This window comes from Xanthomonas sp. CFBP 8151, assembly GCF_011761885.1.
In the GTDB taxonomy this organism is placed as follows: Bacteria; Pseudomonadota; Gammaproteobacteria; order Xanthomonadales; family Xanthomonadaceae; genus Xanthomonas; species Xanthomonas arboricola_B.
Window position 1 is genome coordinate 191768 of the sequence record NZ_JAASQZ010000005.1, and the last position, 22063, is coordinate 213830.

Sequence of the window (22063 nt, forward strand, 5' to 3'; positions counted from 1 at the left end):
CAAGAACGCTGCGCGAAGTGACACAAAAATATCCGGCGCCGTTGCGGCAACCTGCCCCTCCTCTTGCGTCCGCTTCCACGCAGATGCAATTAGATCGTTCTAATACCGTGGAAAGCTAAGTAGCACAGCCCATGCGGCAGCGCATGCTGCCGCGCAACAGACCCGCGGCATTGCAAGGCATCCACGATGGGCGGCCGGCACCGCTACGCCTGCACGCGGCATGGCACGGCCTACCGCGTCGCCGGCTGCAGCAGCGTGATCGCTGCAAGCAACACACCCTCGCCCGCAACCGGACGCAAGCGGTTTACCGAAGCGCCAGCACACACCTTATTTGAAACCGAGCTCAGCAACAGACTGGATCGACGTGAGGGCATCGCCTACCACACGCCGCTTGGCGGCCATCGCCAACGCGATCGCCACACCGAACATGCGCGCGCTTGTTGCCTGCGTACACGCGAGGGCGGCGGGGCCTGCTACGGCATTGATGACACGCCTTGGTCGGAGGCGCATGCGCCGATGACCTGCCAGCCATGCATCGACGCCAGAGTGGAAGCGGCCCATGCCGCAAAACGACAACTTTTTGGCGCTTCAACCAAGCGCGCCTATCAAGTCCGCCGCGCTCGCGCCGATATCGCTTCCATGGACAGACTCAGCATTATCGGACTGGTGCTTGCGCTCGTGGCGATCGTGGGCGGCAGCGTGTTGAAAGGTGCCGGCATTTCGTCGCTGTGGTCGCCGGCGGCCTTCGTGATCGTGATCGTCGGGACCGTGGCGGCGATCCTGCTGCATACCTCGCCGGCGGTTTTCCGGCGCGCCTTCAAGATCCTGCGCTGGGTGATCCAGCCGCCGGCCAGCGATCGCCCGCAGCTGGTGGCACGGATCGTGGAATGGAGCAACATCGCCCGCCGCCAGGGCCTGCTGGGCCTGGAAGACCAGCTCCCACGCCAGGACGACGCGTTCCTGCGCAAGGGCCTGCAGATGCTGGTCGATGGCGTGGAGCCCGAATCCATGCGGCATATGCTTGAGATCGAAATGGACAACCAGGAGCGTCAGGATCTTGCCGCGGCCAAGGTGTTCGAAGGCATGGGCATCTATGCGCCCACGCTGGGCATCATCGGTGCGGTGCTGGGACTGATGGCAGTGATGAAGAACCTGGCCGACCCGGCCATGCTCGGGCACGGCATCGCCGCAGCGTTCACCGCCACCATCTACGGCATCGCCTCGGCCAATCTGCTGTTCCTGCCGGTCGCCGCCAAGCTCAAGAGCGTCATCCATTGCAGCACCAACGAGCGCGAAATGGCGATCGAAGGCTTGATCGCGATCGCCCAGGGCGAGAACCCGCGCAACATCGAGTCGAAACTGGCCGGATACTTGCATTAGTCCCGTCATGGCCCGCCGTCGCAAACATCACGAAGACCATGGCAACCACGAAGCGTGGGCGATTCCGTATGCCGATCTGATGACGCTGCTGCTGGCGTTCTTCGTGGTGATGTACGCCATTTCCTCGCTCAACGAGGGCAAGTACAAGGTCATGGCGCAGGCGCTGACCACCGCCTTCGGCGGCTCGTCCACTGCCGCCAGCCCGGTGCAGATCGGCAAGACCCAGGCCCTGGGCGCCGATTACGACCGCCCGTCGGTGATCAAGGCCGGCGCGCCGATGGCCGCGTCCAGCGGACCGACCGACCCCACCCTGCTGCCGTCGATGGCCGCGCAGATGCGCATGCCGGTGTCGCTACGCAACCAGGCGCAGCTGGCGCGCGCGCAGCGGCAGATGGACGCGGTGGCCCAGCAGCTGGGCAAGACGCTGGCGCCGTTGATCGAGCAGAAACTCATCACCATCCGCCGCAACGATCTGTGGATCGAGGTGGAGATTAACAGCGACATCCTGTTCGGCACCGGCTCGGCCTCCCTGGCCGGCAACGCCCGCGGCACCTTGTCGGCGCTGGCCGCGGTGCTGCGCGATGCGCCCAACGGCGTGCGCGTGGAGGGCTATACCGACAACCAGCCGATTGCGACCGCACAGTTCCCCTCCAACTGGGAACTGTCGGCCGCGCGCGCCGCCAGCGTGGTGCACCTGTTTGCCGACGACGGCGTCGCCCCGCAGCGATTGGCGATGGTGGGCTATGGAGAATTCCGCGCACGTGCCGATAACAGCACTGAGGCGGGACGGAATGCGAACCGGCGTGTGGTGTTGATCATCCTCGCTGACTCGGCTGGCTCACTCGCACCCGATCCGCCATCGCAGATGAATGCGACCGCCGCCGGGGCGCCCAAGCTTCCCAAGTCTGACGGCGGCCAAACGGCCGTCACCACCGAAAGCGGCACAAGTTCCGTCCCCGCCGTAATTCAAGGAGTGCAGTGAGATGCGTATCTGGGCAATCGCCAACCAAAAGGGTGGCGTCGGCAAGACCACCACGACGCTGGCATTGGGTCGTGGCCTGGCCGCGCTCGGCCACCGGGTATTGCTAATCGACCTCGATCCGCACTCCTCACTCACCCGCGCGTTCGGTGTGGCGATCGACCCGCCGCCGCGCGGGGTGCTGGACCTGTTCGGCACCCCGCCGAGCGACCTGGCCAGCCTGGCCCATGAAAGCGCCATCCCCGGCCTGTCCTATGTGTGCGCGCAAGCCGCCCTGGCCACGCTGGAACGCCGCAGCGCCAACCAGCCCGGCCTGGGCCTGGCCCTGCAGAACGCGATGACCCGGCATGCCGGCCAGCACGACTACATCCTGCTGGACTGCCCGCCCACGCTCGGCCTGCTGATGATCAACGCGTTGGCTGCCTGCGACCGGGTGGTGGTGCCGACCCAGGCCGAGCCGCTCGCGCTGCATGGCCTGGCCAGCATGGTACGTACCGCCGACATGGTGCAGCGTTCGCGTCGCCGCGCGCTGCCGGTGTCGATCCTGCCGACCCTGTTCGACCGTCGCACCCGCGCCGGCACCGAGACGCTGAAGGAGATGCAGGACACCTACGGCGCTATCGTCTGGGAAGACGCGGTGCCGGTGGACACCCGAATCTGCAATGCCGCCGCCCTGACCGTCCCCGCCACCGGCGGCGACTATCAGGGCCGCGGCCTGTCCGCCTATCGCCGCGCGCTGGAATGGGTGCTGGCCGATGACGCGATGCGCATGGAGCAAGCCGCATGAGCAACCACACCGCCAACGGCGAACTGGACGATTATCTGGAAGGCCTGTTGCACGATGCCGGCGCCGAGATCCCGGCCCCGGCTGCCGTTGCCGCCGTCGCGGGCGCAGCGGACGCCGCCGATGCGGATGTCGCACTGGCCGAGCCGCCGGTGCAAACCGATGCGGCTTCCGATACCGCCGCTGTCTCTGAAGCGGCGACCTCCAATGCGATTGCCGCAGTGCTGGGCGCCGACGCGATCGCTGCCGATTTCCTCGCCGAAATGGATGCCGACCCGGCCTTCGGGCCGCCGGTGACCGCCGCGCCCAGCGCCGCCGACATCGCTGCCGATTTCCTCGCCGAAATGGATGCCGACCCGGCCTTCGGGCCGCCGGTGACCGCCGCGCCCAGCGCCGCCGACATCGCCGCCGATTTCCTCGCCGAGATGGACGCCGACCCGGCCTTCGGGCCGCCGGTGATCGCCGCGCCCAGCGCCGCCGACATCGCTGCCGATTTCCTCGCCGAGATGGATGCCGACCCGGCGTTTGCCACCGCTGCCCCTAGCCCGTTCATGAGCACCGCCGATCTGATGGCCGAAATGGACGCAGACCCGGCCTTCGCCACGGCTGCCTCCGGCGCCGACCTGCTGGCGGCCGATCTGCTTTCGGAGATGGACGCCGACCCGGCCTTTGCCGATGCCGCACCTGCCCCGCCGGCACCCGCACCGGCACCGCCGCGCTCTGCACCGGCACCGCACCGCGCACCGCCGCCGCCGATCTACCCGCAAGGCCTGCAGGCGCTGCTGGCTCCCGGCCAGGCCGAGCACATCCAGGCCGAGCGGCGCGCCAGCGAGCGCAGCACGCGCTGGCTGCGCCTGCGCTGCGGCGAGCAGACCTATGCGCTCGAATTGCTCAAGGTGCAGGAAGTGGTGCTGCCGGTACCGCTGCTGCCACTGCGCGGCACTGCCAGCGCGATGCTCGGCATCATGAACCTGCGTGGCCAGGTGGTGCCGGTGATCGATCTGGGCATGCATCTGGGCTCGGCGCCGATCAACATGGATCTGCAGACGCGCGTGGTGGTGCTGGAAGAAAACGGCGAGACCATGGGCCTGCGCGTGTCGGCGGTGGAAGACGTCACCAGCCTGACCGATCAGCAGATCGAACCACCGGACAACGCACGCCTGTGCCGCATCTCCAACAACCTGTTCCGCGGCGTCGCGCGGCTGGGCCATCAACCGATGATCCTGCTCGATGCCAGCCATTTGCTGCACTGATCCACCGCGCAGCTGACGCGCACCTGCACGCGCAGCGATTCACCGTTAAAGCTTTCCCGCCCCCCGCCGTTAGTACGCATAGAACCATCCGTTCGGAGCAACAATGAGCACAGTGACATTGGGTGAGGATCTCGGCATCGAGACCAGCGCCGACCTCAAGCAGAAGCTTGCCGCGTTCCTTGCCCAGGACGGCGACCTGGTGCTCAATGCCGGCGAGGTCCGGCGTATCCATACCGCCAGCGTGCAGTTGCTCTGCGCCTTTGTGCAGACCCGCCGCCAGGCGGGGTTGCATACCGAATTCGATGGCTGCAACGACACTTTTAGAGATGCGGTCCGTCTGCTCGGCGTCACCGACGCGCTCGGACTTTCCGCATCCAATGACAACCTGAAATCTGTGGAGAACGCCGCATGAGCGCACGTATCTTGGTGGTGGACGATTCGGCGTCGATGCGCCAGATGGTCTCTTTCGCCCTCACCTCTGCCGGCTTTGCCGTCGAAGAAGCCGAGGACGGCGCCGTTGCGCTGGGCCGCGCGAAGGGCCAACGCTTCAATGCGGTGGTGACCGACGTGAACATGCCCAACATGGACGGCATCTCGCTGATCCGCGAGCTGCGCCAGCTGCCGGACTACAAGTTCACCCCGATGCTGATGCTCACCACCGAGTCGGCGGCCGACAAGAAGTCCGAAGGCAAGGCGGCCGGTGCCACCGGCTGGCTGGTCAAGCCGTTCAATCCGGAACAGCTGATCGCCACCGTCCAGAAAGTCCTGGGTTAATTCCACTTGCCTCACCATCGGATGTCACGCCCATGAGCATGGACCTGCAACGTTTCCACGCCACCTTTTTCGAGGAAAGCCGTGAAGGGCTGGATGCGATGGAGTCCGGGCTGTTGTCCCTTGAAGAGGGCAACCGCGACCCGGAAATCATCAACTCGGTGTTTCGCGCCGCACACTCGATCAAGGGCGGCGCTGCCACCTTCGGTTTCGAGGCCGTCGCCGGCCTGACCCACGTGCTGGAGACGCTGCTCGACGAATTGCGTTCCAACAAGCGCCAGCTCGAACCCAATGCGGTCGATGCCATGCTCGGCTCGGTCGACGTGCTGCGCGCCCTGCTGCGCGAAGCCGAACACGGCACCCCGGCCGACCCGGCCGCGGTCAAGGCCGTGCATACCCGTTTGAACGCCGTGCTGGCCGGCGAAGCGCCGACCGCCGCGGTGGTCGCCAAGCCGAAGGAAGAAGAACCCGAAGCCTGGCATATCGGTTTCACCCCGGCGCCGTCGCTGTTCATGAGCGGCAACGACCCGCTGCGCATCATCCGCGAGCTCGAGCACCTGGGCCCGCTGCAGATTGCCGCACGCCTGGAGCGCATGCCGGGCTTCGAGAACATGGACCCGCTGGAAGCCTACCTGGCCTGGGATCTGGGCCTGATCGGCAAGATTCCGCGCAGCAAGATCGAAGACACCTTTGCCTGGGTAGTGGACGATTGCGAGCTGGACATCCGCCCGATGGCGGTGCCCGGCCCGCCGCCGAGCCTGGCCGTCGAAGCCACTGTCGCGGCGCCTGTCGCTGTCGCGGCGGCACCCGCCGCCGCTGCCGAACCTGCCGCCGCTGCTGCCGCCACGCCGGCCAAGGCCGCCGCTGCCGAAGCAGAGACCTCGATCCGCGTCAGCGTCGACAAGGTCGATGCGCTGATCAATCTGGTCGGCGAGCTGGTCATCACCCAGGCCATGCTCAAGCAGGTCTCCACCGGCCTGGATCCGGCGCATGCCGAACAGCTGTTCGCCGGCCTGGATCTGCTGGAACGCAACACCCGCGACCTGCAGGAAGCGGTCATCGGCGTGCGTATGCTGCCGGTGGATGCGGTGTTCCGTCGCTTCCCGCGCCTGGTCCGCGACCTCTCCAGCCGGCTCGGCAAACAGGTGCGCCTGCGCACCATCGGCGAAGGCACCGAGCTGGACAAGGGCCTGATCGAAAAGATTGCCGATCCGTTGGTGCACCTGGTGCGCAACTCGATCGACCACGGTCTGGAAATGCCCGATGCGCGTCGTGCCTCCGGCAAGGACGAGACCGGCACCATCACCCTGGCAGCATCGCATCAGGGCGGTCATATCGTGATCGAGGTCAGCGACGACGGCCGTGGCCTCAATCGCGCCAAGATCCTGGAAAAAGCGGCCGAACGCGGCATTGCCGTGCCGGACAACCCGACCGATGCGCAGGTGTGGGATCTGATCTTCGCTCCGGGCTTCTCCACCGCCGATGCAGTGACCGACCTGTCCGGCCGTGGCGTGGGCATGGACGTGGTCCGCCGCAACATCCAGGGCCTGGGTGGCGAAGTGCAGCTGGAAAGCAACGCCGGCAGCGGTACCCGCGTGCTGATCCGTCTGCCGCTGACCCTGGCCATCCTCGATGGCATGACCGTCTCGGTGGCCGGCGAAACCCTGATCCTGCCGCTGGCCTACGTGCTCGAAGCCCTGCAGCCGGCGCCGGAGGACGTCCGTTCGATGGCCGGCGACGGCCGTGTGCTGCGGGTGCGTGGCGAGTATCTGCCGATCCTGTCGCTCACCGACTACTACGGCTTCGGCGGTCAGCAGTCCTCGCAGGAACCGCTGGTGGTGGTGGTCGAAGGCGACGGCCAGAAGATCGCGCTGGAAGTGGACGAGCTGCTCGGCCAGCAACAGGTCGTGGTCAAGAACATCGAAAACAACTACCGCCGTATCCCGGGCGTGTCCGGCGCCACCATCCTGGGGGATGGTCGGGTCTCGCTGATCGTGGACATCGGCGGGCTGGTGCGCTCGCTGCGCGTGCCGCAGGCCGCCTGAGTCCCGCGCGGCGCGGGCGCTGGCCCGCGCCGCGCTGCGTGCCCATGCGCGGGAACCGGCGCCGGCTCGCCCGCTGACGAAGCAGAACAGGTTAAGAAAAAAGCCGCGCACCCCGCCATCAAGTCCGCGCGCCGCCACGCCGATACCACTGGACGACCGGGCGCCGACGCGTCCCGGATTCTTCGGACTCTGCAGGAGCAGGCAATGGAACTGACGACCTCCTTTCGTGCGTACCGGGCCACGGCCCTGGCCGGGCTGACCGTGGTCGCGCTGCTGGCGGTGGTGAGCTGGCTGGTGCTGGGGCCGCTGGGCCGCACCAGCGACCGCCTCGACTACCTGGAGCACCGCCGCATCGCCCCGTCGCTGGCGCTGCACGAGCTGCGTGCCAGCCTGGCCGAGTTCCGCGCGTTGGAGCTCGGCCAGATCGTGCACGTCGGCGATGCTGCCGAGGTCGCCGACTACGACCAGCGCCTGGCCGACACCCGCCAGCGCCTGGATCGCGCCTGGAGCCACTACGCCGCGACCGCGCCGGAGGGCGACGAGGCGCGGCTGCGCAACTCGCTCAAGAGCCGGCTGGACAGCTACCTGGACCTGCACGCCCGCATCGCCGAGGCCGCGCACGCCGGCGACAAAGCGCAGGCCAAGGCGCTGTCCACGCGCCAGGCGCTGCAGCAGCGGCGCGAGCTGTTCACCGAACTCAGCGCGCTGATCGCCCAGATCGACCAGCGGGCCGGCCCCGACGCCGGCTGACGCCCCGGCCCTCTTCCCAACGGCGCAACGCCGGCCGCCGCCGGCACTGCAGGAGCACTTCGATGAAATGGTTTTCGGATCTGAGGATCGTCTACAAACTGGCCCTGGTGTTCGCCGTGGTCAGCCTGCTGACGCTGCTGCTGGGCCTGTTCGTCTACGACCGCACCTCGCAGTCGATGGCCGAGTTCCAGCGCGTCGAGGGCAAGTGGATCCCGGCCACGCAGTCGCTGGCGGAGATCCGCGCGCAGCTCGGCGAAATCCGCACCTACGAGCTCGCGCAGCTGTCGCGCATCGACGAGCCAGACGCGGTCGCCGACTACTTCGCGCGCATTCAGAAGGCCCGCGACGAGGTCGCCCGCCAGCAGGCCCGGTTCGAGGCCACCATCCAGGAGCCGGCCGAGCGCCGCCTGTACGACGCCGTCGCAACCTCGCTGGCCGCCTACCTGGCCGCCAGCCAGCGCATGGGCGAGGCCGTGCGCGCGCACGACGCCGCGGCCGCGCAGACCGTCTCGGACAAGGAGTCGCGGCCGCTGCGCCGCGACCTGTTCGAGAAGCTGATCGCGCTCAACGAGCGCAACGTCGGCCAGCTGGACCAGGAGATGACCGCCACCCACGCGCTGCTGGCACGGACCCAACTGTTGATCGTGGGCATGCTGCTGGCCACCCTCGGCGTGGCGCTGGGCACCGGCTGGCTGATGGCGCGCAGCATCAATCGCCAGTTGCGCTCGGCGACCGCACTGTCGCGCGCCGTCGCCCAGGGCGACCTCGACAGCCAGGTCGAGCGTGGCGGCCGCGACGAACTGGGCCTGCTGATCGACGACATGCTGGCGATGCGCACCCGCATCCGCGAGGTCGTCGACGCGCAAAACGAGATGGGACGCCAGCACGAGCTGGGCTGGATCAGCTACCGCATCGACCAGGACGCCTTCCCCGGCGAGTACGGCGCAATGGTCCGCAACACCAACGACCTGGTCGCCGCCCACATCGCGGTCAAGATGCGGCTGCTGGGGATCACCCAGCGCTACGGCGTGGGCGACCTGTCGGTGGACATGGACGAGCTGCCCGGCGAGAAGGCGGTGCTCACCCAGACCATGGGCGAGGCCAAGCGCAACCTGACCGCCATCAACACGCAGATCCAGCAGCTGGCGCAGGCCGCCAGCGTCGGCGACTTCTCGCTGCGCGGCGACGTCAGCCGCTTCGACAACGACTTCCGGGTCATGGTCGAGAATCTCAACACCATGATGGCCACCGCCGACACCAACCTGGCCGCGTTCTCGCAGCTGCTCCAGGCCATCGCCGACGGCGACCTCACCGCGCGCATGGACGGCGAGTTCCATGGCGTGTTCGCCACCATGCGCGACGACGCCAACACCACCGTGCAGCGCCTGACCGAGATCGTCGGCCGCATCCAGCATGCCTCCGGCTCGATCAACACCGCCGCCAGCGAGATCGCCAGCGGCAACGACGACCTGTCGCGCCGCACAGAACAGCAGGCCGCGAGCCTGCAGGAGACCGCGGCCTCGATGGAGGAGCTGACCTCCACCGTCAAGCAGAACGCCGAGCATGCGCGCCAGGCCAACCAGTTCGCCATCGGTGCCGCGGACGTCGCCTCGCGCGGTGGCGAGGTGGTCGGCCAGGTCGTCACCACGATGAGCGGCATCGAGGCGTCCTCGAAGAAGATCGCCGAGATCATCTCGGTGATCGACGGCATCGCCTTCCAGACCAATATCCTGGCGTTGAACGCCGCGGTGGAAGCGGCGCGTGCCGGCGAACAGGGCCGCGGCTTTGCGGTGGTGGCCAGCGAGGTGCGCACGCTGGCGCAGCGCTCGGCCGGCGCCGCCAAGGAAATCAAGGGCCTGATCGACGATTCGGTCGGCAAGGTCGCCGAGGGTTCGGCACTGGTGCACACCGCCGGGCAGACCATGGGCGAGATCGTCACCAGCGTGCAGCGCGTGACCGATATCATGGGTGAGATCTCCGCGGCCTCGCAGGAGCAGTCGGCCGGCATCGAGCAGGTCAACCACACCGTGACCCAGATGGACGAGGCCACCCAGCAGAACGCCGCCCTGGTGGAGGAAGCCACCGCCGCCGCCCGCGCGATGGAAGATCAGGCCGGGCAATTGTCCGATGCGGTGGCGATCTTCAAGATTCAACAGATGCCCGCGTTGCCTGCAGCGCCGGTCCGCACCGCGACGCAGCACCAGGCAAGCACCAGGCAAGCTGCCGCCAAGCGATCGGCCGCAGCAGCGGCGACGCCTGCGGCCAGGTCGAACAACACCGCTGCGGTGGCGGCGCGCACGCCGGCAACGGCAACCGCCGGCAACGATTCGAGCTGGCACGAATTCTGACCGCGACCTCCGATTGCCAGGCCGCCGCCCGCGCGGCCGGCACGGCCAGGCCCCGACAGCGATGCCGGGGCCTGGCGTTTTCAAAGACTGCGAACAAACGCCGGCGCTGCGCCCATTTCCTCGATTCCCATGCAATCGCGCCGTCTGTCGAAAGGTGATCAAGCGCAGGCTTCGGCGGCCGATACAGGGAACAACGAGGGCTGCCTGGCCCCCGCTACGTCCAAGGAGGTCCGCATGCCTACCGTCAACTCACCGCGCTCTGCCCGCCACATGCTGGGTTCGGTATGCGCCGTCGCGCTGCTGGCTGCCAGCGTCTGGTTGCCGCCGTCCTTCGCAGCACCGGCCGCGCCGGTGTCGGTCCTGCTGGACAACGTGCCGATGAGCGCGCTGCAGTCGCTTGCCACCGACCTGGTGCAGTTGCGCGACGACCAGCGGGCGCAGCTTGCCGCAGCGCACGACCCCGCCCGTATCGAAGCCTACGACGAACGTCTGGGCAACCTGCGGCAACGCATTGCACGGCATGCAGGCTACTTCCAGGCCAGCGCGCCGCAGGGCGAGCAGGCGCGCCAGTTCGCACTCGTGCAGCAGCAGTTGGGTCGGTACCTGGCGCAGCATCGGCAGGCCGATCGCGCCCTGCACGACGGCGACCTGCAGTCTGCGCAAGCCCTGTCGCTGGGCCATGCGGGCGATACGCGGCACCTGCTGTGGACCGAACTGCAGACCCTGCAGCAGTCGGTGGCAAGGGTCCGCAACACGCAACGCGATTGAGCCATGCCCGCGTGACGGCGCCGATGGTCGCAGCGGTGTCGCTGCCTCCCCAACCGGCCCTGCGCTGCGCCAAACCACGCGACCTGCCGTGGCGTTCCTCAAATGCCCTGGCTGGCCCAGCTGATCCTGGTGCCGCATACCCTGCCCGCCCGTGTGCGCTGCCGCCGCGCCTTCATGGCAACCGTGTGACGCGCGCGGCATGCGGCCGCCACCGCGTCCAGAATCGCTGAAAACCGCCATCCGATCGGTGGCCGCGTAGTGCTCAACATTTTGGGGATCAGGTCGCTATTCGACTTATCCCGGTCACCCTGCCTTGCTGGATACCTGCCATGACGTTCAAGACCACGATTGCAAACACGCTGGCCAACGTTCCGCTGAAGCGCAAGTTTCTGGCACAGACCGCGCTGGTGGCGCTGGGCATCATCGCGTTGGCGGTGATCGCCGCACGCATGCAATACGTGGACCTCACCGATACGCGCCGCGATGGGCTCAAGAGCCAGATCGAGATGGCGATCGCGGTGGTCAATGGCTACGCCGAGCGCGCCGAAAAGGGCGAGATGGATGTGGACAGCGCCAAGAAGGCCGCATTGCATACCTTGTCCACCATGCGCGCACGTGGCGGCGTGGATTACATCTATGTCACCGACCAGGCGCCGGTGATGCTGATGCACCCCACCCGCCCGGACCTCGAAGGCAAGCCGCTCAACGATGTGCTGAGCCCCGATGGCAAGCGCATTTTCCCGGCCTTCGTCAGCGCGGCGCAGTCCGGCGGCGGCTACGTCGACTACGCCTGGGCCAAGCCCGGTGAAAAGGAGCCGGTGCAGAAGACCTCGTACGCATCGCTGTACAAGCCGTGGGGCTGGGTGATCGGCACCGGCGTCTATCTGGACGATACCCAGTCGCAGGCGCTGGCCTTCACCGGCATCGTCACCCTGGCCGGCGGCGTACTGGTGCTGCTCAACCTGTTGGTGGGCTGGCTGATCGGCAATTCGATCCTGGAGCCGGTGTCACGCGCGCTCGCCGCCATCAAGGGCGTGGCGCGTGGCGATCTGAGCGTGCGCACCGCACAGCATGGCAGCGATGAAATCGGCCAGATGCTCAAGGCCACCGACGACATGGTGCACACGCTGGAGCGCTTTTCCGCGCAGACCAAGGTGATGATGCACATGCACGCCGGCGAAGACGTCAGCCACCGCATGCCTACCGATTTCCCCGGTGTCTACGGCGAACTGGCCGGCGGCATCAATACGATGATCTTCGAACATCTGGACGCCATCATCGATGCGATCGGCATCCTCAACGAATACGCGCAGGGCGATCTGTCGCGCGACGCCGCGCGGCTGCCCGGCACCCGCGCGGTGCTCCACGAAGCGATGGATGCGGCCAAGGCCAGCCTGCTGGCCATCAACACCGAGATCAAGCGCCTGGCCCAGGCCGCAGCCAATGGCGACTTCAGCCAGCGCGGCGATGCCACGCGCTTCGAACACGACTCGGCGCGCATGATCAACGACCTCAACGCGATGATGGAAGTCAGCGACCGCAACCTGGGCAAGCTGTCCGAGCTGCTGGCGGCGCTGGCCGAGGGCGACCTCACCGCGCGCATGGATGGTCAGTTCCACGGCGTGTTCGCACGCATGCGCGATGACGCCAATACCACTGCCACGCAGTTGGCCGGCATCGTCGGGCGCATCCAGCAGGCCGCCGGCTCCATCACCCGTTCGGCCAGCGAGATCGCCGCTGGCAACAACGACCTGTCGCAGCGTACCGAGCAGCAGGCCGCCAACCTGGAAGAAACCGCCGCCTCGATGGAGGAGCTCACCGCCACCGTCAAGCAGAACGCCGAGCATGCACGCCAGGCCAACCAGCTGGCGATCGGTGCCGCCTCGGTGGCCTCGCAAGGCGGTCAGGTGGTCAGCCAGGTGGTGGACACCATGTCCGGCATCCAGACCTCGTCCAGGAAGATCGCCGACATCATCTCCGTCATCGACGGCATCGCCTTCCAGACCAACATCCTGGCCTTGAACGCAGCGGTGGAAGCGGCACGTGCCGGCGAACAGGGCCGCGGCTTTGCGGTGGTCGCCTCCGAGGTACGCACCCTGGCACAGCGTTCGGCCGGCGCAGCCAAGGAGATCAAGCATCTGATCGACGACTCGGTCGGCAAGGTGGCGCAGGGCTCGGCACTGGTGGATCAGGCCGGCAAGACCATGGCCGACATCGTGTCTTCGGTGCAGCGCGTCACCGACATCATGAGCGAGATCTCCGCCGCCTCGCAGGAACAGTCGGCTGGCATCGAGCAGGTCAATCTCACTGTCACCCAGATGGACGAGAGCACCCAGCAGAACGCAGCGCTGGTGGAAGAGGCCACCGCCGCCGCCAACGCCATGCAGCAGCAGGCGCAGCAACTCGACGAGGCGGTGTCCAGCTTCCGGGTGACGGCGGCCTTGCCCGTGCAGCGTGGCACCGGTCGCAGTGCTGCGCGCGCAGAGGTCTTGCCCGTCGCCAGCTGATGGCCGCAAGATCGCTCCCCGCACCGCCTCCGTCACGTCATCGCCTCGGAAGGGCGTGGCGCGCCATCGGGCCGGGCAGACCGGCAATGCGCTGAAGAAAGCAGTCACCGCCGCAGAGTCGATCGCCAGCGCCCTGCTGGCGCAGCGTGCGGTGGCTGGGCAAGCCGCGATGCGGCGGCGGCGATCGTGCACGACCAGTTGCAGAACCATCCCAATGGGTGCACATGGGCGCGTGCCCACCTGCCTGCCACCGCTGTGTTGCCAGCGGCATGATCGCGGCACACGCAAGCCGGACACTGCACCGTTCATCCGTCGAAGATAAAGAATCATATACGGCAGCCGCTAGCGTCGGAGAGCGCTCCTGCGCAATGCCCCGGAGTAACTGATGAACAAGTTCAACGATTGGCCGATCCGCCGCAAACTGATGTTTGCCTTTTGCCTGAGTGCCGTGCTGACCGCCCTGCTGGGCGGGCTCGGCCTTTCGCGCATGCGGCAGATGCAGCAACAAACCACCCTGATCAACCAGGAGGTGGTGCCGGTGCTGAGCCGCCTGTCCGAGCTGCGCGGGTTTGCCGGCGAATTCCGCGTCTATGAAGTAGGCCAGTTCGTCAATCTGGACGATCCGCAACGCTATGCGGTGTTCTCCAAGCGCATGGACGAGATCCACGCCAAGTACCGTGAAACGCAAAAGCTGCTGGACGCCAAGATCGGTGCCGCCTCGCCGCTGAAGGCCGAATACGCCAAGCTGACCGACGCCAGTACGCGCTACTTCGCCGCCAACCAGCAGCTGCGCACGCTCTATGCACAACCGGACCGCGCTGCGGCGATGGAATTTTCGAGCAAGCAGTCCGGCGAGATCCGCAAGGAACTGTTCGCTTCGGTCGACAAGCTCTATGCGCAGCAGTCCAAGGCCCTGAGCGACATGGTCGCGGCCAGCACCGCGTCGTTCGAACTGACCAGCGTGATGTTGCTGCTCGGCACGCTGCTGATGGCAGCGCTGTCGGTGACCTTTGGCTGGCTGATCGCGCGCAGCATCACCAATCCGCTGTCCAAGGCGCTGGGCGCCATCAAGGCAGTCTCGCGCGGCGATCTGAGCGTGCAGGTCAACAAGACCAGCAACGACGAAATCGGCCAGATACTCGACGCCACCGGCAGCATGATGCAGATGCTGCGCCGCTTCAGCGACGAAACCGCGCGCATGTCGCACCTGCATGCGGCCGAAGACATCACCCACCGCATGCCCGAGGATTTCCCCGGCGTGTACGGCACGCTGGCCGGCGGCATCAACACGATGATCTTCGAGCATCTGGATGCCATCACCGACGCGGTCCGTATCCTCAACCAGTACGCACAGGGCGACCTGACCCAGGACGCACGCCGTCTGCCGGCCAGCCGCGCCATCCTGCATGAAGCGATGGATGCGGCCAAGGCCAGCCTGTTGTCGATCAACACCGAGATCAAGCTGCTGGCGCAGGCCGCAGCCGCAGGCGATTTCAGCGCACGCGGCGACGCGGCGCGCTTCAAGTACGACTTCGCGGTGATGGTGGCGGATCTGAATTCGATGATGGAGGTCAGCGACCGCAACCTGGGCAAGCTGTCGCAGCTGCTCGGCGCGGTGGCAGAAGGCGATCTGACCGCACGTCTGGACGGCGACTTCCACGGCGTGTTCGCGCGCCTGCGCGATGATGCCAATGCCACCACCCAGCGCCTGACCGACATCGTCGGGCGCATCAAGCACTCCACCCTGGCCATCAACACCGCCGCAGGGGAAATCGCCGCCGGCAACCAGGACCTGTCGCAGCGCACCGAGCAGCAGGCCGCCAACCTGGAAGAAACCGCCGCCTCGATGGAAGAGCTCACCTCCACCGTCAGGCAGAACGCCGAGCACGCACGCCAGGCCAACCAGCTGGCGATCGGCGCAGCCGATGTCGCCTCGCACGGCGGCAGCGTGGTCGGCCAGGTGGTCACCACCATGTCCGGTATCCAGACCTCGTCCAAGAAGATCGCCGAGATCATCTCGGTGATCGACGGTATCGCCTTCCAGACCAACATCCTGGCCCTGAACGCAGCAGTGGAAGCGGCGCGTGCCGGCGAACAGGGCCGCGGCTTTGCAGTGGTCGCCAGCGAAGTGCGCACACTGGCGCAGCGCTCGGCCGGCGCCGCGAAGGAAATCAAGAGCCTGATCGACGACTCGGTCAGCAAGGTGGCCGAAGGCTCGGCGCTGGTGAACCAGGCCGGCACCACCATGAGCGAGATCGTCTCCTCGGTGCAGCGCGTCACCGACATCATGAGCGAGATCTCCGCCGCCTCGCAGGAACAGTCGGCCGGCATCGAGCAGGTCAACCAGACCGTCACCCACATGGACGAAGCCACCCAGCAGAACGCCGCGCTGGTGGAAGAAGCCACCGCCGCCGCGCGTTCGATGGAAGAACAGGCGCAGCAGCTCACCGAAGCGGTGGCCCTGTTCCGCCTGTCGGCCGAACTGGAAGCGGTGAAGCGCGCAATACCGGTGGTGCGCCAGATCGCTGCCAAGCGGCCTGTCGCCGCTGGCGCCAAGGTTCCCACTTCGCCTGCCGCCAGGACGGGCGCACGCGCTGCAGTGGCGGCGGCGCCATCCAACGAGTCGGACTGGGCTGAGTTCTAAGAGCCGCTAACAAACCGACGGCGCGTCAGCCTACCCGTCGCGGCACCGTTCCCGCACAGTACCCGTCCACCTGGCCGCGCTCAATCCGCGTCCAGGCATCGGCGCGGCCTTTCAACCGCATGAGGACGAGGTGAATCCAGTCGCCTGCCGTCGCCTTGCGCACGCCGCTGTATCGGCGCTTTCCGATAGCTCGTACACACCAGCGTCACCTTGGTGACGCCGCGATATACAGAAGCCGGATTGGCGAGTCAAGCAATGACGATTCTGACCGTTATAGACCACAAGCCCGCGTGGCTGTCGTGCAATCGATAGTCCATAGGCGAAGCATCACAGGCACCGATGGATCGGCCTGACGGTTGCCCGCCTTGGCTAGCTCCACGTATCGACCAGCGCGCGGACGAGCCGACGCGCATCGCCCATTTTTGCCAGCTGCCTTGAGACCCAACATGATCGCCCTTCTTCAACGCTACAACGTCGGCAAGCGACTAACCTTCGCCTTCGGCACACTCATCCTGCTGTCGTGCGCACTGGTGGTTGCCGGCGTATACACCCTTGCGCAGGCGCGGACGTCTCTCAATACCATCGTCAACCGCAATATCACGATGATCCAACATGCCCAGGAAATGACCAACGCCAGCTCGGTCATCGCGGTGCAGTTGCGCAACATCGTGTTACCGACGTCGCAAGAAGATAATCTGCGTTTTGCCAACATCATCGGCCAGCAGCGCCTGCACTATGACCAGGAACGCGAAAAGCTTTACGCTTTTCCCGCAACGGCTGAAGGCACAGCGATTCGCAACCGGATCGACCAGGCCCGTGAGAAGTCAAGAAGCGCGAACCAGCAGGTCATCGATCTCGGGCGGGCCGGGAAGAGCGACACAGCGCTGGAGGTGTTGATGCAGAGTTCGGGTCCCGCCACCCAGCGCTGGCAGGATGCCATCGCCGATTACGCCAAATTGCAGCGACGCCGCAGTCTGGAAGCGTACGCTGCGGCCAACACCTCGATGGACCACGGGCGCAGCATGCTGATCGGCGGCGGCCTGGCGGTCGTGTTGATCAGCGGTTTGCTGGCGCTTTTGATCACCCGCAGCCTGGTGCGCCCGCTGGCCCAGGCTACCCGCGCCGCCGAGGCGATCGCCGACGGCAATCTCGACAACGATGTAAGGACGCAGGCCAACGACGAGACTGGCCGCCTGTTGCATGCAATGGACCGCATGCAGAGCCAGGTGCGCAACCTGATCAGTGCGCAATTGGACATGGCCAAGCGCCATGACGATGGCCAGATCAGCTTCCGCATGGATGCCGGTGCATTCCCGGGCGACTTCGGTCGCATGGCCAAGGACACCAACGAGCTGGTCGCCGCGCACATCAGGCTAGAGACGCAGACCATCCATCTGGTGGAACGCTATGCGATCGGCGACCTCACCGAGGACATGCCGCAACTGCCGGGCGAGAAAGCCGCCATCACCACTGCGATGAACCAGGTCAAGTTGAACCTGTCGACGATGAATACGGAGATCAAGCAATTGGCCCAGGCCGCCGCCAACGGTGACTTCACCGCGCGCGGCAATGCCGAACAGTTCCAGTTCGATTTCCGCATCATGGTGGAAAGCCTCAACACCCTGATGTCCACCGCCGACGGCAATCTGCAGTCGTTGTCCGGTCTGCTGCAGTCGATCGCCGCCGGCGATCTCACCGCACGCATGAGCGGCCAGTACCAGGGCGTATTTGCGCAGATGCGCGACGACGCCAACGCCACCGCCGAACAGCTGGCCGGCATCGTGGGCCGCATCCAGACCGCTGCCGACGCGATCGGCCTGGCATCGGGCGAGATCGCCTCCGGCAACCAGGACCTGTCGCAGCGCACCGAACAGCAGGCCGCCAATCTGGAAGAAACCGCCGCTTCGATGGAGGAACTCACCTCCACCGTCAAGCAGAATGCCGAACACGCCGGCCAGGCCAACCAGCTCGCCATCGGCGCGGCGGCAGTGGCCTCGCAAGGCGGCGATGTGGTGGCCCAGGTGGTCACCACCATGTCCGACATCCAGAGCTCGTCGAAGAAGATCGCCGAAATCATCTCCGTCATCGACGGCATCGCCTTCCAGACCAATATCCTGGCGTTGAATGCCGCCGTGGAAGCGGCGCGCGCCGGCGAACAAGGGCGCGGGTTTGCCGTGGTTGCCTCCGAGGTGCGTACCCTGGCGCAGCGTTCGGCCGGTGCGGCGAAGGAGATCAAGCACCTGATCGACGATTCGGTCGACAAGGTCACCCAGGGCGCCACCCTGGTTGACCAGGCCGGCACCACCATGGCCGAGATCGTTGCCAGTGTGCAGCGCGTCACCAACATCATGGGCGAGATTTCCTCCGCGTCGCAGGAGCAGTACTCCGGCATCGAGCAGGTCAACCAGACCGTGACCCAGATGGACGAAACCACCCAGCAGAACGCCGCGCTGGTGGAAGAAGCCACCGCCGCCGCGCGCACGATGGAAGAGCAGGCCAAGCAGCTCACCGAGGCGGTCGCCGTATTCAAGGTTGCCGAACACGCACCGGTGGCCCGCCAGTTGTCGGCCATTGCCAATGCGCCCGCTCGTGCCCGCAGCACACCGCGCCCGATCGCCCGCGCCAGCACGGCCGCCCCGTTGCGGCGCAGCGCCGCTGCTGCGTCGGCAACCGCAAGCGAGGTGGGCGACTGGCAGGAGTTCTAGGCCGCCCGTCATCGCTGTTGGCCCACCGACGGGGAGTGCATGCCAGTTCTTGCAACTGGCGTGCACAGCGAGCGGGATACATGTTCGACGCCACGCTCAAGCACGCTGCCCTGCAGTCCGCAGCTGCACACTGTTGACCACGGCACCGCACCCGCGGTGCCGTTTTGCGTTGTGCGCGCCATGCCAACTGTCCGCAAGCCCGCGGGCAACGCAGTTAGCGTGAAGTGGCACTTCACATCGTGCGCGCCGGCCCCTGCCGCGCTGCTTCCAAAACCGCATTCGACGCGTGTTTTCTAGGGAAATCCCCGACACACCCCCGCCAATCCCCCACCCCTTGTACACATGGCAGTCACGTGCCTGAGACCCGGCTTTACTGGCCAGCCCGGCTTGCCTCAATACAGCAGTTCTAACGCCGTTATCTGACCGACGCATCACACAAGGCATGGGGTGCGACGCAGTGCCGCGGCACCGCATCGCATGCCAGTCCATCTAACGGCACATTCGCTCAGGTCATTTCATGAACTCCTTTCTGCACCGCTTCAACGTCGGCAAGCGCCTCTCGCTGGCCTTCGGCGTCTTGATCCTTCTGTCCTGTGCGCTGGTGGCGGCCGGGCTGTACACGCTCAGTCAGGCACGCGAACGCCTGGATACCATCGTCAACCGCAACATGGCGATGATCCAGTACGCCACCGACATGCTGGATGCCAATGCCACGATTTCATTGAATCTGCGCAACATCGTGCTGCCCACCACCGCCGAACAGAATCGGCAATTCGCTGAAGTGATCGACGCCCAGCGCATCCGCTACAAGGAGCTGCGCGAGAAGCTCTACGCGTTCCCCGCCGATGCCCACGACCAGCAACTGCGCAACGCGCTGGATCTGACCCGCGAGCAGGCGCTGGCGCACAACCAGCAGGTGCGCGACCTGGGCATGGCCGGCAAGGTCGACCAGGCCATGCCGGTCCTGCTCGAACGCGCCGCGCCGGCCACCCAGCGCTGGCAGGACGCAATCCGCACCTACTCGCAAGCGCAGCGCAAGAGCAGCCAGTTGGCCTACGACCAGGCCAGTGCCTCGATGGTGCGTGGCCGCAGCATGCTGATCGGCGGCGGCCTTGCCGTGGTGCTGCTGAGCGCCCTGCTGGCCTGGATGATCACCCGCAGCCTCACCGGCCCCTTGAACCGCGCCACCCGTGCCGCCGAGGCGATCGCCGACGGCAAGCTCGATAACGACGTGCACAGCGAGGCCAGCGACGAAACCGGCCGTTTGCTGCAGGCGATGGACAAGATGCAGTCGCAGGTGCGCAACCTGATCACCGCGCAACTGGACATGGCCAAGCGCCACGACAGCGGCCAGCTCAGCTTCCGCATGGATGCCGGCGCGTTCCCCGGCGACTACGGCCGCATGGCCGGCGACACCAATGCGCTGGTCGACAGCCACGTCCAGGTCACGCTGCGTCTGGCGCAGATCATGGGCCGCTACGCTATCGGCGACCTCAGCGAGGACATGGACGCACTGCCCGGCGAAAAGGCCAGGCTGACCGACACCATGGCACAGGTGAAGACCAACCTGGCCTCGATGAATCAGCAGATCAGGCAGCTTGCCCAGTCCGCCGCCGACGGCGACTTCGGCGCACGCGGCGATGCGGCGCAGTTCCAGTTCGATTTCCGGATCATGGTCGAGAGCCTCAATCAATTGATGGCCACCGCCGATGGCAGCCTGCAGTCGCTGTCGGGCATCCTGCGGGCGATTGCGGCGGGCGACCTGACCGCGCGCATGGACGGCGATTTCAAGGGGGTGTTCGCACGGATGCGCGACGATGCCAACGCCACGGCGACCCAGTTGGCCGGCATTGTCGGACACATCCAGCATTCGGCCACCTCGATCAGTGCCGCTGCCAGCGAGATCGCCGCCGGCAATCAGGATCTGTCGCAGCGCACCGAGCAACAGGCCGCCAACCTGGAGGAAACCGCTGCCTCCATGGAAGAACTCACCTCCACCGTCAGGCAGAACGCCGAAAGCGCACGCCAGGCCAATCAACTCGCCATCGGTGCCGCCGGGGTGGCCTCGCAAGGCGGCGAGATCGCCAGCAAGGTGGTCGAGACCATGAGCGGGATCGAAGCCTCGTCCAAGAAGATCGCCGACATCATCTCGGTCATCGACGGGATCTCGTTCCAGACCAACATCCTGGCCTTGAACGCCGCCGTGGAAGCGGCGCGTGCCGGCGACCAGGGCCGTGGCTTTGCGGTGGTCGCCTCCGAAGTGCGCACCCTGGCCCAGCGTTCGTCCGCAGCGGCCAAGGAGATCAAGAGCCTGATCGACGACTCCGTGCAGCGTGTGGCCGACGGGTCGCAACTGGTGGATCAGGCCGGCAAGACCATGGCCGAGATCGTCGCCAGCGTGCAGCGCGTCACCAACATCATGGGCGAGATCTCCGCCGCCTCGCAGGAACAGTCGGCCGGCATCGAGCAGGTCAACCAGACCGTCACGCACATGGACGAAGCCACCCAGCAGAACGCCGCGCTGGTGGAAGAAGCCACCGCCGCCGCACGCGCGATGGAAGAACAGGCCCAGCAGCTTACCGAGGCGGTCGCAGTGTTCAAGATCGTCGAGCAGGGGCCAGTCGCACCTCAGCCCTCATCGAGCGTCGCTGCGCCGGTCAACGCACGCTTCGCCGCCCGCCCGGCCGCACGTGCCGGCAGCAACGCAGCGCCACGCCGCAGCACCATCGGCACGGCAACAGCGGCAGCCACGGCCGGCCCAAGCGACTGGCAGGAATTCTGAGCCCCGTTACAGCACGTAACACCTAACAACCGTAATCTCCAGACACATCATTCGAGCGGAGTTTGATTCGGTCAACGAATCTTGTGGGTCGCTTCCCAGCGAGGGAGGCGGCCCTTTTTTGTTCCGGGCCGACGGGCGTCGGGCCAAGCATTGCGGCAGAGCCGTCGGGACCCGGCTGCCCGCGCTGCTCACTCTGATGATCGGCGCTGCCTCGGCCTGCTGGCCCTGATCACTTGCGCCACTTCGCCGACGACATCCAGTCCAAGGCTGCGACTGATCTGTCCGCACCGTCCAGTCCCTGGTAACACGACGCCCGAGCAACCGAGCCTTCGCGCTATCGTTCTTTC

The 22063-nt window shown here is 66.4% G+C and carries 14 protein-coding genes; all 14 read left to right on the forward strand.

Annotated features, from left to right (window positions below; all coding sequences use genetic code 11):
- Positions 1 to 639 precede the first annotated feature (639 nt).
- Positions 640 to 1380, forward strand: a complete 741-nt coding sequence (locus FHT08_RS19305; protein ID WP_104537477.1) for a flagellar motor protein — start codon at positions 640 to 642, stop codon at positions 1378 to 1380.
- A 7-nt stretch (positions 1381 to 1387) separates the two neighbouring features.
- Positions 1388 to 2362, forward strand: coding sequence for a flagellar motor protein MotD (gene motD, locus FHT08_RS19310; RefSeq protein ID WP_104537478.1), 975 nt, complete (start codon positions 1388 to 1390; stop codon positions 2360 to 2362).
- A gap of 1 nt (position 2363) precedes the next feature.
- The gene (locus FHT08_RS19315) at positions 2364 to 3146 is read left to right on the forward strand and encodes a ParA family protein (protein WP_104537479.1); all 783 of its coding nucleotides are present in this window, start codon (positions 2364 to 2366) and stop codon (positions 3144 to 3146) included.
- Entirely contained in the window at positions 3143 to 4396 is a 1254-nt protein-coding gene (locus tag FHT08_RS19320; protein WP_166776423.1) for a chemotaxis protein CheW, read from the forward strand. The genes FHT08_RS19315 and FHT08_RS19320 overlap by 4 nt, the downstream gene beginning before the upstream one ends.
- 103 nt (positions 4397 to 4499) lie before the next feature.
- Entirely contained in the window at positions 4500 to 4808 is a 309-nt protein-coding gene (locus FHT08_RS19325; RefSeq protein WP_104537481.1) for an STAS domain-containing protein, read from the forward strand.
- Positions 4805 to 5170 (forward strand): response regulator, encoded by a 366-nt coding sequence (locus tag FHT08_RS19330; RefSeq protein ID WP_002806565.1) that lies wholly within the window; start codon positions 4805 to 4807, stop codon positions 5168 to 5170. The genes FHT08_RS19325 and FHT08_RS19330 overlap by 4 nt, the downstream gene beginning before the upstream one ends.
- Before the next feature lie 32 nt (positions 5171 to 5202).
- A complete protein-coding gene (locus FHT08_RS19335) occupies positions 5203 to 7212 on the forward strand; it encodes a chemotaxis protein CheA (protein WP_166776425.1) in 2010 nt (669 codons plus the stop codon).
- Positions 7213 to 7416: 204 nt separating this feature from the next.
- Positions 7417 to 7962, forward strand: a complete 546-nt coding sequence (locus tag FHT08_RS19340; protein ID WP_166776427.1) for an MCP four helix bundle domain-containing protein — start codon at positions 7417 to 7419, stop codon at positions 7960 to 7962.
- 62 nt (positions 7963 to 8024) lie between these two features.
- The gene (locus FHT08_RS19345; RefSeq protein WP_104537484.1) at positions 8025 to 10310 is read left to right on the forward strand and encodes a methyl-accepting chemotaxis protein; all 2286 of its coding nucleotides are present in this window, start codon (positions 8025 to 8027) and stop codon (positions 10308 to 10310) included.
- 234 nt (positions 10311 to 10544) lie between these two features.
- Positions 10545 to 11078: a hypothetical protein gene (locus FHT08_RS19350; RefSeq protein ID WP_104537485.1), complete on the forward strand. Its 534-nt coding sequence runs from the start codon at positions 10545 to 10547 to the stop codon at positions 11076 to 11078.
- 329 nt (positions 11079 to 11407) lie between these two features.
- Complete coding sequence (locus FHT08_RS19355) at positions 11408 to 13585, forward strand: methyl-accepting chemotaxis protein (RefSeq protein ID WP_166776430.1); 2178 nt, start codon at positions 11408 to 11410, stop codon at positions 13583 to 13585.
- Positions 13586 to 13970: 385 nt separating this feature from the next.
- Positions 13971 to 16229, forward strand: a complete 2259-nt coding sequence (locus FHT08_RS19360) for a methyl-accepting chemotaxis protein (RefSeq protein WP_166776432.1) — start codon at positions 13971 to 13973, stop codon at positions 16227 to 16229.
- 446 nt (positions 16230 to 16675) lie between these two features.
- Positions 16676 to 18934, forward strand: coding sequence for a methyl-accepting chemotaxis protein (locus tag FHT08_RS19365; protein ID WP_166776434.1), 2259 nt, complete (start codon positions 16676 to 16678; stop codon positions 18932 to 18934).
- A 517-nt stretch (positions 18935 to 19451) separates the two neighbouring features.
- Positions 19452 to 21716, forward strand: coding sequence for a methyl-accepting chemotaxis protein (locus FHT08_RS19370; protein WP_166776436.1), 2265 nt, complete (start codon positions 19452 to 19454; stop codon positions 21714 to 21716).
- The last annotated feature ends 347 nt before the right edge of the window (positions 21717 to 22063 follow it).

What these genes read in the sequence shown, in the direction of transcription:
- FHT08_RS19320 (WP_166776423.1), top strand. Translation starts at nt 3,143, where the DNA reads ATGAGCAACCACACCGCCAACGGCGAACTGGACGATTATCTGGAAGGC.
- FHT08_RS19330 (WP_002806565.1), top strand. Translation starts at nt 4,805, where the DNA reads ATGAGCGCACGTATCTTGGTGGTGGACGATTCGGCGTCGATGCGCCAG.
- FHT08_RS19365 (WP_166776434.1), top strand. Translation starts at nt 16,676, where the DNA reads ATGATCGCCCTTCTTCAACGCTACAACGTCGGCAAGCGACTAACCTTC.
- FHT08_RS19350 (WP_104537485.1), top strand. Translation starts at nt 10,545, where the DNA reads ATGCCTACCGTCAACTCACCGCGCTCTGCCCGCCACATGCTGGGTTCG.
- FHT08_RS19355 (WP_166776430.1), top strand. Translation starts at nt 11,408, where the DNA reads ATGACGTTCAAGACCACGATTGCAAACACGCTGGCCAACGTTCCGCTG.
- FHT08_RS19360 (WP_166776432.1), top strand. Translation starts at nt 13,971, where the DNA reads ATGAACAAGTTCAACGATTGGCCGATCCGCCGCAAACTGATGTTTGCC.
- FHT08_RS19340 (WP_166776427.1), top strand. Translation starts at nt 7,417, where the DNA reads ATGGAACTGACGACCTCCTTTCGTGCGTACCGGGCCACGGCCCTGGCC.
- FHT08_RS19370 (WP_166776436.1), top strand. Translation starts at nt 19,452, where the DNA reads ATGAACTCCTTTCTGCACCGCTTCAACGTCGGCAAGCGCCTCTCGCTG.
- motD (WP_104537478.1), top strand. Translation starts at nt 1,388, where the DNA reads ATGGCCCGCCGTCGCAAACATCACGAAGACCATGGCAACCACGAAGCG.
- FHT08_RS19325 (WP_104537481.1), top strand. Translation starts at nt 4,500, where the DNA reads ATGAGCACAGTGACATTGGGTGAGGATCTCGGCATCGAGACCAGCGCC.
- FHT08_RS19335 (WP_166776425.1), top strand. Translation starts at nt 5,203, where the DNA reads ATGAGCATGGACCTGCAACGTTTCCACGCCACCTTTTTCGAGGAAAGC.
- FHT08_RS19305 (WP_104537477.1), top strand. Translation starts at nt 640, where the DNA reads ATGGACAGACTCAGCATTATCGGACTGGTGCTTGCGCTCGTGGCGATC.
- FHT08_RS19345 (WP_104537484.1), top strand. Translation starts at nt 8,025, where the DNA reads ATGAAATGGTTTTCGGATCTGAGGATCGTCTACAAACTGGCCCTGGTG.
- FHT08_RS19315 (WP_104537479.1), top strand. Translation starts at nt 2,364, where the DNA reads ATGCGTATCTGGGCAATCGCCAACCAAAAGGGTGGCGTCGGCAAGACC.